Annotated in this window: 16 protein-coding genes; 10 read left to right on the top strand and 6 right to left on the bottom strand. The window is 54.9% G+C overall.

The genetic code is table 11. The features are described 5' to 3' along the window. Positions 1–61 precede the first annotated feature (61 nt). The 3 genes from JXO48_01095 to JXO48_01085 are packed head-to-tail and all read left to right on the top strand — an operon-like array spanning position 62 to position 3,337. Positions 62–1,963, top strand: a complete 1,902-nt coding sequence (locus JXO48_01095) for a GNAT family N-acetyltransferase (protein ID MBN2282463.1) — start codon at positions 62–64, stop codon at positions 1,961–1,963. Continuing rightward, positions 1,963–3,033 carry a mannose-1-phosphate guanylyltransferase gene (locus tag JXO48_01090; protein ID MBN2282462.1) on the top strand — a complete coding sequence of 357 codons (1,071 nt, stop codon included), beginning with the start codon at positions 1,963–1,965 and terminating at the stop codon, positions 3,031–3,033. The genes JXO48_01095 and JXO48_01090 overlap by 1 nt, the downstream gene beginning before the upstream one ends. Before the next feature lie 49 nt (positions 3,034–3,082). Next, positions 3,083–3,337, top strand: coding sequence for a SemiSWEET transporter (locus tag JXO48_01085; protein ID MBN2282461.1), 255 nt, complete (start codon positions 3,083–3,085; stop codon positions 3,335–3,337). A gap of 26 nt (positions 3,338–3,363) precedes the next feature. Here JXO48_01085 and JXO48_01080 read toward each other — a convergent pair whose 3' ends face one another. Further along, on the bottom strand, positions 3,364–4,266 hold the full coding sequence (locus JXO48_01080; protein ID MBN2282460.1) for a helix-turn-helix transcriptional regulator: 903 nt from the start codon (positions 4,264–4,266) through the stop codon (positions 3,364–3,366). A gap of 264 nt (positions 4,267–4,530) precedes the next feature. Here JXO48_01080 and wtpA point away from each other — a divergent pair, with 264 nt between their 5' ends. From wtpA to JXO48_01060, 4 genes are all read left to right on the top strand, one after another. After that, on the top strand, positions 4,531–5,517 hold the full coding sequence (wtpA, locus tag JXO48_01075; protein MBN2282459.1) for a tungstate ABC transporter substrate-binding protein WtpA: 987 nt from the start codon (positions 4,531–4,533) through the stop codon (positions 5,515–5,517). A 73-nt stretch (positions 5,518–5,590) separates the two neighbouring features. Continuing rightward, positions 5,591–6,376, top strand: a complete 786-nt coding sequence (locus tag JXO48_01070; GenBank protein ID MBN2282458.1) for an ABC transporter permease — start codon at positions 5,591–5,593, stop codon at positions 6,374–6,376. Continuing rightward, a complete protein-coding gene (locus JXO48_01065; protein MBN2282457.1) occupies positions 6,373–7,410 on the top strand; it encodes an ABC transporter ATP-binding protein in 1,038 nt (345 codons plus the stop codon). The genes JXO48_01070 and JXO48_01065 overlap by 4 nt, the downstream gene beginning before the upstream one ends. A gap of 31 nt (positions 7,411–7,441) precedes the next feature. Then, a complete protein-coding gene (locus tag JXO48_01060; protein ID MBN2282456.1) occupies positions 7,442–8,182 on the top strand; it encodes a hypothetical protein in 741 nt (246 codons plus the stop codon). Positions 8,183–8,202: 20 nt separating this feature from the next. On the opposite strand, the gene JXO48_01055 is transcribed toward JXO48_01060, so the two are convergent. Next, positions 8,203–8,568: a helix-turn-helix transcriptional regulator gene (locus tag JXO48_01055; protein MBN2282455.1), complete on the bottom strand. Its 366-nt coding sequence runs from the start codon at positions 8,566–8,568 to the stop codon at positions 8,203–8,205. A gap of 70 nt (positions 8,569–8,638) precedes the next feature. Here JXO48_01055 and JXO48_01050 point away from each other — a divergent pair, with 70 nt between their 5' ends. Next, entirely contained in the window at positions 8,639–8,845 is a 207-nt protein-coding gene (locus JXO48_01050) for a hypothetical protein (GenBank protein MBN2282454.1), read from the top strand. 22 nt (positions 8,846–8,867) lie between these two features. Here the strand turns inward: JXO48_01050 and JXO48_01045 are convergent, their stop codons facing one another. The 3 genes from JXO48_01045 to JXO48_01035 all read right to left on the bottom strand — a co-directional run bounded on the left by JXO48_01045 (position 8,868) and on the right by JXO48_01035 (position 12,978). Further along, positions 8,868–9,725 carry a uridine kinase gene (locus JXO48_01045; protein ID MBN2282453.1) on the bottom strand — a complete coding sequence of 286 codons (858 nt, stop codon included), beginning with the start codon at positions 9,723–9,725 and terminating at the stop codon, positions 8,868–8,870. Between the two features lie 90 nt (positions 9,726–9,815). Further along, positions 9,816–11,168, bottom strand: coding sequence for a sigma-54-dependent Fis family transcriptional regulator (locus tag JXO48_01040; protein MBN2282452.1), 1,353 nt, complete (start codon positions 11,166–11,168; stop codon positions 9,816–9,818). 40 nt (positions 11,169–11,208) lie between these two features. Further along, entirely contained in the window at positions 11,209–12,978 is a 1,770-nt protein-coding gene (locus tag JXO48_01035) for a PAS domain-containing protein (protein MBN2282451.1), read from the bottom strand. Positions 12,979–13,532: 554 nt separating this feature from the next. On the opposite strand from JXO48_01035, the gene JXO48_01030 reads away from it, so the two are divergent. Together JXO48_01030 and tsaA are read left to right on the top strand one after the other, a co-directional pair. Further along, positions 13,533–14,186, top strand: coding sequence for an MBL fold metallo-hydrolase (locus JXO48_01030; protein MBN2282450.1), 654 nt, complete (start codon positions 13,533–13,535; stop codon positions 14,184–14,186). 48 nt (positions 14,187–14,234) lie between these two features. Next, complete coding sequence (tsaA, locus tag JXO48_01025) at positions 14,235–14,750, top strand: tRNA (N6-threonylcarbamoyladenosine(37)-N6)-methyltransferase TrmO (protein MBN2282449.1); 516 nt, start codon at positions 14,235–14,237, stop codon at positions 14,748–14,750. Here the strand turns inward: tsaA and JXO48_01020 are convergent. Further along, a partial coding sequence (locus tag JXO48_01020) for a PAS domain-containing protein (GenBank protein ID MBN2282448.1) occupies positions 14,747–15,759 on the bottom strand: 1,013 nt, incomplete at its 5' end. The genes tsaA and JXO48_01020 overlap by 4 nt on opposite strands.

The following is a 15,759-nucleotide window of genomic DNA, read 5'->3' as shown; positions in this document are numbered from 1 at the left end:
TTGTGCTTGATAATCCTTTCAAAGCAGTATAATAAGCCGACTTTAAGCAAGGAGTCATATAATGTCGTACAGGCTTTCCGATGACTGGAAAAAGAAGATCGTCACCCCCGAAGAGGTCCTGGCCGAGGTCAAGCCGGGAATGAGCATTTTTCTCGGGACAGGCCAGGCCGAGCCCCGCACACTGGTCAAGCACCTCATGATGTCGGACCAGAGCAATCTGCGAGACCTTGAACTCGTCCAGCTTGTCAGTTTCGGAGACGCCATACCCATCGACGAGAGATACCGGCACAAATATCGCCTGAAGACCTTTTTCGCCGGGTGGCTTGCCAGTGAAGCGATCACGGCAGGGCGCATCGACCTGGTACCGAGCAGGACATCCTCCATTCCCTGGCTTTTCAGGTCCGGTTCGATCGACGTTGACGTGGCCTTCATACAGATCTCAACACCCGATGAGCAGGGGTTTGCAAGCCTCGGCATCGCCATCGACGCGGCACGGTACGCCATGGACTGCGCATCTCTCGTTGTGGGCGAGATCAACGAAGACATTCCCTGCACCCTGGGTGATACCTTCGTACATGCCGGCGATTTTGATTTTCTCGTGCAATCGACGGAGAAACCGCTCTATCTCAACCGGTGGCCCTACGACGATTCCTTTGACAAGCTGGCGGCCAATGTGGCCACCGTCATCAAGGACGGCAGCTGCATCCACTACTCGATCGGACCGCTCTTCGAGGCGCTCCCCCGGCATCTGGAACACAAGCATGATCTCGGCATTCATACCATCACCCTCACCGATGCTGTGATGGACCTGGTAAGAACCGGTGTGGTCACGAACCGGAAAAAGGACTTTTTCCGGGGCAAGACCGTGGCCGCCTATGCCCTGGGAACGGATAAGCTCCTGAAGTGGATCCACCGCAACCCGCTGATCGAATTCCAGGGGATCGACGTTATCGCGAACCCTCAGAACATCAGCCAGAACGATAATTTCATCGCGATCCTGCCGGCCAGGAAAGTGGATATCACAGGAGGGATCGCCCTTCACACGGGCAAGGGGAACGTGAACCCGGGACCGGGAGAGGTACAGGAGATGTTCGCCGGCGCGGCCCTTTCAAAGGGCGGACGGACCGTGTTCGCCCTCCCCAGCCGGAACCTCAAGGGACAACCGAACATCATGCTCTCCGTGGAAGAATTCCCCAATCAGTTCACCAACCGGGAATCCCTCGACATGATCGCGACGGAATACGGGGTGGCCTCCCTGCGGGGCAAGACGGTGCGTGAACGCGCCCTGGCGCTGATAGACATCGCCCATCCCGATGACCGGGGCGCCCTGGTCCAGATGGCCAAGACGAGCAACATCCTGTACCGGGACCAGATATACCTGACCGAATCCGGGCATCTGTACCCTCATGAGATCTCATATACCCAGACCTTCAAGGGTGGCACAACGATCCGTTTCCGGCCCATCAAACCCTCCGATGAAGACGACATGCGCAGGCTCTTTTACCGATTTTCCGATCAGGCCGTGTATTACCGGTATTTCAGTCCCATCAAGACCATGCCGCATATGAAGATGCAGGAATACGTGAACGTGGATTTCAAACGCACCATGTCGATCGTGGGCATCATAGAAGAGGAGGGGCATGAACGGATCATCGCCGAGGCCCGCTATGTCCGTCTCAAGGACCGCCCCACCTTCGCCGATGTGGCCTTCATCACCGACGAGAAATACCAGGGGATCGGCATCGGTTCCTATCTCCTCAGGACCTTGATCAAACTGGCAAAGAAGAACGATATCGAGGGCTTTACGGCGGACGTCATCACCGACAACAAGCCCATGATCAAGGTCTTTGAGAAGCTGGGATATCCGATCCATGCCGTGGTCAATTTCGGCGTGTACGAGTTCACCATACCTTTCACGGAAGAAGGCGATGCCGTGAACAAACCACAGGGGAGCCTCTCATGATGTATGCCGTCATCATGGCCGGCGGCCGGGGGACCAGGTTCTGGCCCCTGAGCAGGGAATGCAGGCCGAAACACCTTCTCTGCATGACGGGGGACCGGTCGATCATCCGATGCACCGTCGACAGGATACAGCCCCTTGTGCCGGCCGCCGATACCATCATCGTCACCGCCGCAAACCATGCAGCCGATGTATGCCGGGAACTTCCTGAAATCCCCGAACAGAACATCATCATCGAGCCGATGGGACGAAATACCGCGCCCTGTATCTGCCTGGCCGCCCTGTACCTTGTGAAGCGTGATCCCGACGCGATCATGGCCGTGCTGCCGTCGGACCACCTGGTCCTGGACGAAGAAAAATTTATCGACACCCTTGCCGCGGCCCGCGACGCGGCCGCCCGCGGTTCGCACCTGGTCACCATCGGCATCCGGCCGACGGCGCCCGAAACAGGATACGGATACGTGGAGCGGGGGCCTAAGATCGATGAGATCAGAGGAAGGGCCGTTTACGACGTTGCTTCATTCCGGGAAAAACCGGACCGCGAGACAGCTGAAACATACGTCAAAACAGGTTCCTTCCTGTGGAACAGCGGCATGTTCCTCTGGAAAGCCTCCGCCATTCTTGAGGAGATACAGCGGTTTCTCCCCGAGATGTATGAAACGCTCAGCGCCGTCAGTGATTCCCTCGGCACGACAGCGGAACGGGACGCCCTCGCCGGGGCTTATTCGCGGATCACACCGGTTTCGATCGATTACGGGGTCCTTGAAATGGCACGGAACGTCCTGTGCGTCGAAGGTGATTTTCGCTGGAGTGACCTCGGAAGCTGGGACGCGCTCTGGGAAATTCTGGAAAAAGACCCCGATGGCAATGCCCTCCAGGGGAATATCGTGACCGCCGATACTCGAAACACCCTGGTGCTCGGTGGTGAAAAACTGCTTGCCCTGGTCGGTATTGAGGATATCATCGTGGTTGAAACCGGGGACTCTCTCATGATCTGCAAAAGAGGTCATTCCCAGGAGGTGCGGAAGATCGTGGAAGAACTGGAAGGAAAACAGCGCAAGGAGTATCTCTGAACCCACGGGTCTCTTCCCATGGCCCGGAACAGGATCGATCGGAAATCACATGGAAACAGCCGCCATCATCGGGTTCGTCGCCGCCTTCATATCGGCCCTGTCCATGGCACCCCAGGTCATCAAGGTGTACCGGACCAAAAAAACAAAGGACCTTTCGCTCTGGGCCTTTTCGGTCCTATCGGTGGGGCTCTTTCTCTGGTTCATTTACGGTATTCTGATCCGCTCGGCACCCGTTATCGCAGGAAACGCCGTGGGGTTTTCGTTCTCCTTTTATATTGTGATCATGAAAGCGCGGTATGGATGAGAAACCGCGAATCACCGCCTGCCCCGTCAGCCCTCAAATATCACTTTTCCTGTTTCACGAAGATCATAGCCCGGAAGGTTACGGGATATTTTTTTAATCCTCAGCGGATCAAGGTAGGAAACGAATTCCCTGACGATCCCCGTTGACCAGAGTTCCTTCGGCACGACGAGATCGAACCGTTCTTCCCGGATCGGCACAAAATCAAGTCCCAGGGGATGGGTAACGTATTCGATACCGACACCGGCATCGGCCTCACCGAAAAGAACTCTCAGGGCGACACCGAGATGAGAATCCACTTCATCGGTAAATCCGGTGATGTCCCGTTCGTCGATCTCTTCTTCGCCCAGGAGATATTCCAGCAGGACCCTTGTACCGGAACCCTTGTTCCGGTTTATGAACGTCGCCTTTCGCCTCGCCACGTCCGCCAGCGACCCGATCCCCAGGGGGTTCCCTTTTTTGACGATGAGCCCCTGTTTCCGGTACCAGAGATTGATCACCACATACTGCCGGTCCGGCATCAGTCGCGCAAGTACGGGAAGATTATACTCACCCGTTTCCGTGTCAAGGATATGAGTGCAGCAGGCGTGGCCCTTTTTCCGTGAAAGGGCGTCAATTCCTTTCGTGCTTCCCATGGCCGCATAAAAGGCCATCGATTCCGGGTACTGCTCACGGGAATAGAGGGAAATGAGACGGTCCACGAGGACATCGTCACTTCCCATGATCCGGATGTCCCGTTCACGATGCACCTGCTCATCGAGCCAGCGCATCACATGTTTACGGGGGAAAAGCCATTTGCCGGCGATCCGCACGTGGGGCACACCACCGTCCCTGACAAGTTGATACACCTTTTTCTCATTCAACCGGAGAATCTCGGCGAGTTCCTTCGTTGTCAGCATTTCATCCATGCGGGATTCAGTACCACGGATCATGACCTTCGTCAATCGATAAGATTGTCAACATGTTGTGCGTGGTCTTCCGGGTCGTTGGTCACGGAGGAACTCAGGAAATGGTCATATGTCCCTATCGAAACAACTCATCCGTATTTGTTATGAATAGTATTTGATATTGACAGATAATGACAATTTTGTTTTAAAAAGGACTTTGTCCGGGCGGCCGTGGCTGTTTGAAAAAAGTGATGCCGGCAACAGCCGACCCGCAAAAAACTCCGGCAAAAAGGAAAGGAGTCTGGAACCATGAAATTAAAATATTCGTCAGTATTCATCGCGGCGGCTTTTTTCATGTTTATCTTCTGTGCGTTCCCTGGGGGCGCACCGGCGGAACCGTCGGGAACGCTGGACATGTTCCACGCCGGAAGCCTTTCGGTTCCTTTTGAAGCCATGGAAAAGGCCTTTGAAGCGAAATATCCGAAGGTTGACCTTCAGCGCGAGGCAAGCGGAAGTCAGAAGGCGGCCCGGAAGGTATCGGACCTCAAGAAACCCTGCGACATCATGGCGTCGGCGGATTACACGGTCATCGACAAGCTTTTGGTGCCTGAATATGCAGACGTGAACATCCGTTTCGCGACGAACCAGCTCGTCCTCTGCTATACCGACAAGAGCGCTTATGCCGGCGAGGTCAATGCGGGAAACTGGTATGAGATCCTTCAGAAGGAAGGAGTTGTCTGGGGCCACTCCGACCCGAATCTCGACCCCTGCGGATACCGCTCCCTCATGGTCCTGCAGCTCGCGGAAAAATATTACAAGATCCCGGGACTCTATGAAAAATTACTGGCCAATCGCCCCATCGAGAACATCAGGCCCAAGTCCGTCGAGCTCGTCTCGCTCCTCCAGACGGGCAACATGGATTATGCCTGGGAATACCTTTCAGTCGCCGTTCAGCACGAACTCAAATACATTATTCTTCCCGACGAGATAAATCTCGGAAATTACCAGTACGATAACCTTTATGCGGAAGCGGTCGTCAAGGTCACCGGCAAGGAACCGGGCACCTTCATGGAGATGAAGGGAAGTTCCTGTACTTACGGTGTCACCCTCATAAAGAACGCACCAAACAGAGAGGCGGCGATCGCCTTTCTGGCATACATGCTTGATCCCCAGGGTGGTTTGAAGGTCCTCAAGGACATGGGCCAGCCTCCCTTCATCCCCTGCCGGGTTCCCACGGCCGCCATGCTGGAGCGTCTCCCGGCGGAATTGAAGAATCTCGTGGAAGTGAAGGATTGACGATGTCGGATAAAAGTCCCTGTGCCTTTTGTTGTGACTTTTTACGAAAGCATTAAAGGTTAGAAAGATATTTATGATACGGAAAGAACCGTTTTTCTGGGTCACTGTATCATGCGGTGTTCTGATAATCGCTTTCATCCTGGTTCCCCTGATCGAAATGCTGACCGCGCCGTCTCTGGTCATGATGCGGGAAACCATGAAGGACCCGAATGTGGTGCGGTCGATCTGGCTGAGTATATACACGGCCGGACTGGCCGCACTCATTTCTTTTGTTTTCGGGACACCTCTTGCCTATATCCTTGCACGCACCACCTTTTACGGTAAGCGGTTCGTGGAAAGCATCATCGATCTTCCGATCGTCATCCCCCATCCCGTGGTGGGCATCGCGATCCTCAGCGTGGCCGGAAAAAATCACTGGATCGGCGAGCTCTTCAGCGAACTGGGGATCCGGATCATGGGCAGTGTAACAGGAATCGTCACGGTCCTCACCTTTGTGGGGATCCCCTTTTATGTGAATACCGTCAAGAACGGTTTTGAAAGCATCTCGCCGCGCCTGGAGAACGTATCACGAAGCCTCGGCGCGACCATGTTCGAAACCTTCTCACGGATCACCTTCCCCCTTGCCTGGCGGAGCATGCTCATCGGTCTTATCATGTGCTCGGCGCGGGCGATCAGCGAGTTCGGCGCCGTCGTCATCGTCGCCTACCATCCAATGATCGCGCCGGTTCTCATCTATGAGCGTTTCGAAGGATACGGGTTGCGGTACTCTCAACCGGTGGCCGTCTGGCTGGTGACGGTCTGCCTGCTGCTCTTTCTGATCCTCCGGATACTCACGCTCAGGAGTGGAAAACAGACATGATCCGAATCGAACATGCCGGCACCACACTGGGTGATTTCGTCCTCTCAGACATTACCCTTGATATCGGTGAAAACGAGTTTTTCGTGCTCATGGGACCGACCGGCGCCGGAAAGACCGTGCTTCTTGAGGCAATCGCTGGACTGGTCCCGATCGAGAGGGGGAACATTTTCATTGAAGAGCGGAACGTGACACGGCGCCCCCCTGAAAAACGGGGCGTGGCCATCGTATACCAGGATTTCTGCCTCTTTCCGCATTTGACGGTGGCGGAAAATATCACCTACGGACTTCATTTTCACCGGGTGGATAAAAGGGAACGGAAACGGCGGATGGATCACCTCGTGGAGGACCTGAACCTTTCACATCTGCTGAAACGGCTCCCCACGAACCTGAGCGGCGGGGAGAACCAGCGTGTTTCCCTTGCCCGCGCGCTCATGGTGGAACCGAAGATCCTGCTTCTCGACGAACCGTTGTCGGCCCTGGACCCCGGGTTCCGTGAAGAGGTCCGAAGAGGACTCAAGCGCCTTCACCGGTCGTCCCGGTCCACGTTTTTCATGGTCACCCACGACTTCATCGACGCCCTTTCACTGGCTGACCGCGGCGCTATCATGAACGAGGGGAAGATCGTGCAGGTGGGAAGCATCAAGGACATTTTCCAGCGCCCCAACTCCGCCTTTGTCGCCGACTTCGTGGGGATGAAAAATCTCTTTCCCGTTGAATTTACCAATCAGACGGCCCGTTACGGAGGGATCGAAATCGACGTGGGGCGGCAACCGCCGAACAGCAGGGGTTATGTGGCCATTCGCCCTGAAGACGTGGTCCTCAGCCGGGAAAACATCGATTCCAGCATGAGAAACACCTTTCCCGGCACCGTCAGGAAAGTGATCGACCAGGGGCTGTATTACGAGGTGGAGGTCGAAGTCGGTTCATCGACCTTCAAGGCATCGATAACAAAACGATCTCTGATAGAACTTGAAATCAGTGAAGGGGTACCCCTGCACGTGTCATTCAAGGCATCATCGATACACTGTTTTTGAACGGCTGCCGGTACCCGTCGGGAAAGAAAACATGAAAGCATATATCGGGTTTGATGATACGGACACGCTCGATTCCGACCGTGGAACGGGAAAACTGGCCAGATGGTTCGAGAACTTTCTTCCGGAGGAATGCCGGCTCTGGGGTGTTTTACGCCAGCAACTTCTCGTAAATGATGCTATCCCCTATACGTCCCACAACAGCGCCGCCTGTGTTGTCGTTCATGTTCCCGACAGATCCCTGCTGGACACGATCACCTGCCGGGCGATCGAACACGTCAGGAAATATTCCCTGGAGGGGAGTGACCCCGGCATCTGCGTCGCCATCGAAGGAAACGGCGTTCTCAACGAACTGAAGGGCTTCGGCTATCGATGCGTGAAGGAGGTCGTAACCCAGCGGGATGCCCTTCGGGCGACGGATGGTATTCACCTCTCCGGCCACGGCGGTACGAATGACGGAATCATCGGTGCGGCCGCTGCGGTCGGGCTTACCGCGACGGGCTGGTGCGGCCGTTTCATAGAGTTCGGCCGGCTCCGCGACTTCCCTGCAATATTTCCTGTATCGGAATTTTCAAGGCATTGTATCCAGGCGGTATCGCTCGACAGGAACGCCTGCGTTCCTTCACCCGATGATATGGTCATCTCAAAAGGCTGGGTCCGTCCCCGTTTCTGGGGCGGCCAGGCCGTCATCCCACTGAAGGCCCGGCAAAATGGTGTCTGGGAATGCATTGACGAACCAAAGGGAAGAGGGGGAAAGGTAACCATGCTCCCCTGAGAAGGATTTTCAGTTTTCCCTCACCTTATAAGTTGTTCATATCGCTCAAGAAAGGCGTTCAGGCAGTTCTTCTGCTCTTCCATGAAGTCCACCCAGAGGGCGAGCATCTCCGTTCCTGCCTCGGTGAGATGATAGATCCGCTTCGCCGGTCCCGTTCCCTTCGTGTCCCACCGGGAGGATACAAGGCCGTCATCTTCCAGCTGCCGGAGGTGCCGGTAGATCATTCCCGGCGGCACCGGTCCCTGAATGAATCCAAGGTCCTTTATTTTTTTTATCAATTCGTAACCATAGGATGAACCGCTACAGAGACCGAGCAGCAGTGACGGCTGAATGTACCGCTCCTGCCTGCCCTCTGATGGGTGACGTTTTCTTTTTCCTCTTTCCATGATCTATCCTTTGACATATGTTCTTTTAGGATATATATACTATTTAAATATTCCTGAAAAGGAGAACGCTATGAAACCGTTGATTTTTGTTCGAGAGCGAAGAAAGATCGAAGAGGGGGAAAAAAAGCCCCGCTTCCGGGTATGCGGCGTCAGCGGCGTCGACCTTACCTTCCATGCCGTGCACATGAGAAAAATGGAGCTTGAGCAGATCGCGGCGGCGACAGGCGCCGAACTGGTGATCCTCAAGGCCGGCAAGGAAGAAAAACCGGCTGATTGATAGGTACTGACAAACATCTCCCCTATGACCGGTAGATGACGGTACCCACCTCCTCGCCTTCAAGGGCCGCCAGAATGTGCCCCGGATAATGCAGGGCGTCGATCACCTGCAGTTTGTCGATAAGTTTCGCCCGTTTCATGAGGGTCAGTACATCTCGTTCGATGATGAGGTCGTCGAGATCCATATCGAGAAGTTCGTCAACGGAAATCCGTTTAAAAGGACGCAAACCCTTACGCTGCGCCTGTTTCACCTTCTTGGGGTCCAGGGGGAAAAGACCTGCTTCATCCTTGAGATAGATCAGTGAACGGGCACCGATATTTTCCGCCAGGAGAAAGGCGCCGCAGTCGGTCCGGTGGGGAGGAATGGCGCCGAACTGGGCCGGATGTTCAAAATATCCATATGGAGGGACACCGTAAGTGATCGGCAGGAAGCCAAGTTGGCAGAACATGGTAAGCTGCTCGAGATTGTCACCGTGACCGATCTTGACCCCGCCGTGTTTGGCAAGGAGGACGCTGACCATTTCAGCATTCTGCCAGGACACCTTATCGGCGAGTTTTGAAAGGACGCCGGGCGGCATGCCCAGGTCCATGCCGATAGAAAATACATGGCGGGCTCTCGTCCCACCGCCTGTCATAAGTAGTATCTTATGCTGTTCCTTGGCCTGGACAAGGACGTCGAGAACAGGCAGGAGGGCGTCCCGCCCCCTGTCAATGATACTCTGACCCCCGATCTTGACGACATTGATATCGGGATGCATCCGGAAATGATCGGTTATCTCCGTTCTCTTCAGAAATTCCTTGCTGACAAGGGATTCACCCGTCAGCGGTGATTCGATGTGCAGTCGCCCCCGGGCACCCTTTTCCTTTGTCAGTTTCGCCATTCACTCTCCTTTTTAAGGAAGGCCGGGGCCGCCGCTATTCAGCACGCGTCGCCGACCGCCCCCTCCCGTGCTTGTTGCAGCCAGTATTATTTAATCGGACACCCCGTATTTCTTCAGCTTCTCCCGCAGTGTCTTCCTGGTGATCCCAAGCCGCCGCGCTGTCTCGCTCTTGTTCCCTCCCGTTATATCGAGCGTCTTGAGTATGGTGCTTTTTTCAACCTCCTCGAGGGGCACATTCCCGGAGAATTCGGCGGCTGCAGCCTGGCCCTGCCCGCCGGCGATCGACAGGTCATCCTCGTCGAGATACTCGGCCCTGGTGAGCACGACGGCACGCTCGATAACGTTCATGAGCTCCCGGATATTCCCCGGCCACCGGTGCTTGATGAGCCGGTCCATCGCCTGTGGCGTGAATCCCCGTATGTTCTTGTTATTCTTTTCAGCGAAGAGGTTCAGAAAGTGCTGCGACAGGAGCGGAATATCATCCCGGCGCTCCACCAGGCCCGGCACCCTGATGGAGACCACGTTCAGGCGATAAAAGAGGTCATCACGAAAACGCCCTTCATCCACTTCCCTGACCAGGTCCTTGTTCGTGGCCGCGATGACACGGACATTGACGGGTATCACCTCTTCACCGCCGACCCTCGTTATCTCACGTTCCTGCAGGACCCGGAGCAATTTTACCTGCATCGAGAGCGACATCTCGCTCACTTCATCGAGGAACAGGGTACCTCCGTCGGCCTGTCGGAACTTTCCCTCCTTTTTCCGATCGGCACCGGTAAAGGAACCCTTTTCATGCCCGAACAGTTCTGACTCAAGAAGGGTTTCCGTAATGGCGGCACAGTTTATTCTGATGAAAGGTCCGAGCTTCCGGGAACTGTTATAGTGGATCGCCCCGGCGATCAGTTCCTTTCCCGTTCCCGATTCACCGGAAATGAGAACGGTGGCGTCCGAGGGCGCCACCTGGGCCACGGTTTCCATCAATTGCACCATGGTCTCGCTGCGGCCGATGATATTCCCCGGGTCGAACTGCGCCCCCAGGTGTTCCCTGAGCATCCGGTTTTCCTCGCGAAGCTGCCGGTGCTCCATGGCATGGGCCATGATGATCTTCAGTTCGTCGAAATCCAGTGGTTTTGTGAGGTAATCATAGGCTCCTTTTTTCAGGGCCTCCTTCGCGGTCTCAATGGATGAATAGGCCGTCATGATGATGATCGGAATGGCCGGGTTGATATCCTTTATCATCTCAAGGGCCTCGAGCCCGGAAACCCGCACCATACGGATATCCATCAGGATCAGATCAAAGGCACGTTCACGTACCATCTCGACGGCCCTGTCGCCGTCATCCGCCTCCTCCACGGGATAGCCCCACCCCTTGAGAAGCGTCCGCAGCATGGTACGATGTGCCCGGTCATCATCAACAACGAGAATTGTCCCCTTCTGATCCATGCTCCTGTCCTTCTTCAAGCCGGGGCGTTGCGGACCCCTGTCACACCCCTCTGTTATTCACCACCCCGCCACTCTGAAGGGGCAGCGATATTCGCACCGTTGTTCCCTTCCCCGGTTCGCTCTCGACGCGCAGGGTCCCTTCGTGGGCCTCTATGATGCGGTGGACGATGGCAAGACCCAGGCCTGTTCCGGAGGGCTTGGTCGTAAAATAGGGATCAAATATTTTTCCCAGGTCCTTTCGGGGGATTCCCTTTCCCGTATCGGTCACGATAATGCTCACCTCACGCGGTCCGTTCGGAATGATGTTCGTCGTCAGCAGGCCGCCATCTTCCATCGCCTGTATGGAGTTCAGATAGAGGTTCAGCAGGACCTGATTGAACCGGTCCGGATCGACAGGAACGGCGGGAATTTCCGAACCGGCATGCACCGCGAGAGTGATGTTCCTGTCACGGGCCTGTTCTTCGACAAGTTTCACCGCATGCTGCACCAGTTCAGGCAGTGATGTTTCCCGCAACTGGATGTTCATCGGACGCGCGAACTCCAGAAGTTCGCCGATGACGCGGTTCAACCGGTCCACTTCTTCCACCATTATCTGCGCCGTGTCCCGGTCCTCCGGAACATCGCGGTAGCGTTCCCCGAAGTACGTGGCGAATCCCTTGATCGAACTCAGGGGGTTTCTTATTTCGTGAGCTATTCCCGCGGCAAGCCGTCCCAGGGACGCCAGCCGCTGGCTTCTCTCTATCTCCCGGCGCAGTTTCCGTATCTCAGTGAGATCCCGAATGAGAAAGACATGGCCCAGAAACGTTCCGTCATCCTCTTCCAGAATGGTGGCCGTTACATCAAGCGGAAGCGTCAAACCCGGTTCTACGGCACATTCCAGTTCATGGGCTGTTATGTGTTCACCCCTCTTCAGTTCTTCCGTCATTTTCCTGATCGGCCCGGGAATGACCTTATCGGCAGGTTTTCCGACGGACGTCTCCCGGGTTGTACGCAGAAGCAGTTCCGCCGTGGGGTTTATTGATGTTACCAGTTCCTCGCGGTCAAGGGCTATGATGCCTACCGGCATGTTGTCCACAAGAGTATCGGAGAATGCCTTGATCTTTGTCAGCGTCGTTCTCGCCGCACGGTATCCGTGGGCGAGAGTGAGAGATACGATCCCGGCAAATCCCAGGAGCAGCAGGAACAGTGCCGCGAGAATGGTGTTTCGTATATCTTCCTTTCTGGCCCGTTCAATGGGTGCCATATCCAGCCCCACGACCATGGCGAGTCTGGCGATCTCTTCACCTTCCTTTGCGGATATCTGCAAACGGAGCCATTCATGGGGTGACTCCGTTCGAATGTAAGTAACCAGCTGGCCGGGAAGGGGCGAGCACTTATTTGCAATTTCAAATACCTCCTGGCCACGGGATTCTGATTTTTTTCTCCACGTGGGCAGAGGTGATTGTGTGACGGACTCGAGATCCAGTTCCGTTTCGTACTGCTCGCCGATCTTTGAGGGATCGCTGTGCGCGAGGATCTTCCCGGTGTGATCCGTTACCACCAGGTAGAATATGCCGGGTTGCTGGGCCGTTTCCGTGAGCCATTTTCTGATCTGGGGACTGTCCCACTGCATGCCCAGGACTCCGGTCCTGATGCCCGCTTCAAAGGAGCGGATGAGCGCGCTTCCTCGTTCCAAAAGAAGGTTTTCCGCGTTTTCGTTCTCTCTGTGTATGTTCTCAAGGGTAACGAAGAGCAGGATCGCCCCGAGAATTATCACGGCCCCGATAATTATCAGGGGCGGTACCGTTATCCATGATCGCTTGCGTGCCATCGTCATAGCACCGATAGGGACAGCAATATTGATGCCATTCTTAATGGGCGGTCCGCACCCGCGAATATCCCCGTGTTTTCAGAAAGGCTCATCGCTATTTCACATCCCCGAATGGTTATTTTGTATCCACCCGGATACCACAAATGGTTATTTTTTATCCATCTCTTTTTTAAACGTTCGAGGAAGAGAATAATGCTTTTTTATGTTTTTTCTTTAATGTTGACTGCTTATCGGTGATGCCCCACGTCATCCTTTTTGTGGCATAGACATTGCTTTTTAAATTGTCAACGCCAATACACCTCACATTATTAACCAGGGGCCGGCCTTGGTTTTCCTCCTTTCCAAGAGCCGGTCCCTTTCTTTTTTCAGGACCGTCGATATCCCCGAGACAGGGGTTCCTCACCTCACACATATACAATCAGCGGGAACATGCAGCCTATGGGTCGACAGAAGCGATCGATTATGGTAGAGGGAACATTCAAAATGGCGGAAATGCGGGAGTCTGCCATAATTCCAGACAGGGATCACATAACAACAGACCCGCGGAGGCGGCGATGGCCATCAAACTGACGATACTCTACGACAATTACAGCCGGCAACGCGATCTTCGGTCGGACTGGGGTTTTGCCTGTCTCGTCGAAGCGGGCGATCGAAGGATCCTCTTTGACACAGGGGCCCGGGGTGATATTTTGCTGGAAAACATGAATGTTCTGGGTGTCGACGCCGCCACGATCGATTCCGTTGTAATCTCCCATGACCACTGGGACCATACCGGCGGCCTTGCAGCCTTTCTATCACTGAACAGGGACGTTACGCTCCACCTGCCGGCCCCTTCCATCGTCCCTCATTCTTCCGCCCGGCAGGTCATTATCGCCACCGACGCGCCGGTCGACCTGGAAAATGACATTCATCTCACCGGTCTTCTGGGAGGCATCGAACAGTCCCTGGTGATGCAAACGACCCGCGGGACGGTCGTCATCGTGGGATGTTCCCATCCCGGCGTGGCGATGATCCTGGAAGCAGCGGCACCCTATGGAAAACCCCGTGGCCTCATCGGCGGTCTTCACGGATTCAACGATTTCGACCGGTTGAAAGAACTGAGCCTGATCTGTCCCACCCATTGCACGGAATACAGAACGGAGATAATCGCCCGGTTCCCCAACAGAATTATCGAAGGCGGCGCGGGAACGGTTATCGAGATATCCTGAACCGGGGATCAGAACGACGATTCTCCGGTATCGGCAGAGGTACCCCATATGAAAGAAATCACATACAGTCCTATCGGGATCATTCATACACCCTTCAAGACCATCAAGAACGTTCCGATACAGCCCGTGGCGGCTATAGGGATCGAGGGAACCGTCGAACTGGAGGCGTCCTACTGCGAAGGATTGCAGGACGTTACCGGTTTTTCCCATATTGTCCTGATCTATCATTTCCATCTCTCGAACGGGTTTTCTCTCAAAGTGGTGCCTTTTCTCGATACCGCGACACGGGGGGTCTTTTCGACAAGGGCGCCGCGGCGTCCCAATCCCATCGGGTTGTCCGTGGTTGAGTTGACCGGTATCGACGGAAACGTCCTTTTCATCAAAAACGTTGACATGGTGGACGGCACACCGCTTCTCGACATCAAACCTCATATACCGGATTTTGCCGGGGGGTCTCCCGTCAGAACGGGATGGTTCTCATGCAGGCCGGTGAAGAACCTCAACCGGGTGGCGGACGAACGGTTCAAGGACGGCACGGACGATCGGGACAAGAAGGGGGATTAATTCAACGAAAGCAGGTATGAACGGAGGTTGGTCTTTTTGTTCTTCAGCCCCAGCTTCATCCTGATATTGTTCCTGTGAAACTCCACGGCCCGGTCCGAAACATTCAATATCTCAGAAATATCCTTCGTCGTCCTTCCCTCGCGAACCAGCGAGGCCACTTGTATTTCCGTGGGTGTAAGGTTCATGTATTGTGACGAGAGCTTTCTCAGGAAGGGAGACACGATATCCCTGAGGTTGGACTCGAGGATATCGAGATACACCTGTTGCCGTTCGTTCAGATGTGCGTTGCGGAGCTTTTCTATGTTGGGCATGACAAGCTCCTTGACATTGGAAAGCATCCGCTCCTCAAGTTCCTCCTTATCCTGCTCGCGGCGTTTGAGCAGTACCTTCATGGCCGTGTTCGCCTCTTCAAGATTCAGAGACTTCAACTCAAGTTCACGCTCCTTCCGGCGAAGCTCCTTCTCCGCCACCACCCTCTCCTCGATCTCATTCTTGAGCCGTATGTTCGCCTCCGTCAGTTCACGGGTCCTTTCATGAACCCGCAGTTCCAGTTCCCCGTAAGCCCGCTGAAGGGCGTCCTCAGCCCTGCGCCGCTCTGTAATGTCGACAAAGGAACACATCAGGCAGATCGGAGTTCCCCTGTCATTGTTGACGATGCTCGCGGAAATCTGAACGGTGATCGGGGTCCCGTCCTTTTTTGTTCCCGTTATTTCACCGAGCCATTTCCCCTTTTCGCGAACGAAATTGATTATGTCGATGGCCTCCGACTCCGACTGCGCGAAGGTCACGGCCGATTTGCCCAGAATTTCGGCTTTGTCCTTTCCACCCCAGAGTCTCAGAAAGGCATCGTTCACATAGGTGATATTCCCTTCAAGGTCGCCTATAGCGATGCCGTTTATTGACGATGCGATGGCGCTGTCCTTGATCCGGAGCTCCTCCTCCATCCGCTTGCGCTCCGTAATGTCCAGAAAGGAATCCATCATGCAGACCGGCTCGCCCCTCTCGTTCC

Source organism: Deltaproteobacteria bacterium, assembly GCA_016933965.1.
In the GTDB taxonomy this organism is placed as follows: Bacteria; Desulfobacterota; Syntrophia; order Syntrophales; family UBA2210; genus JAFGTS01.
Note: the sequence above shows the minus strand (reverse complement) of the source record. Positions and strands in the feature narration are given on the sequence as shown.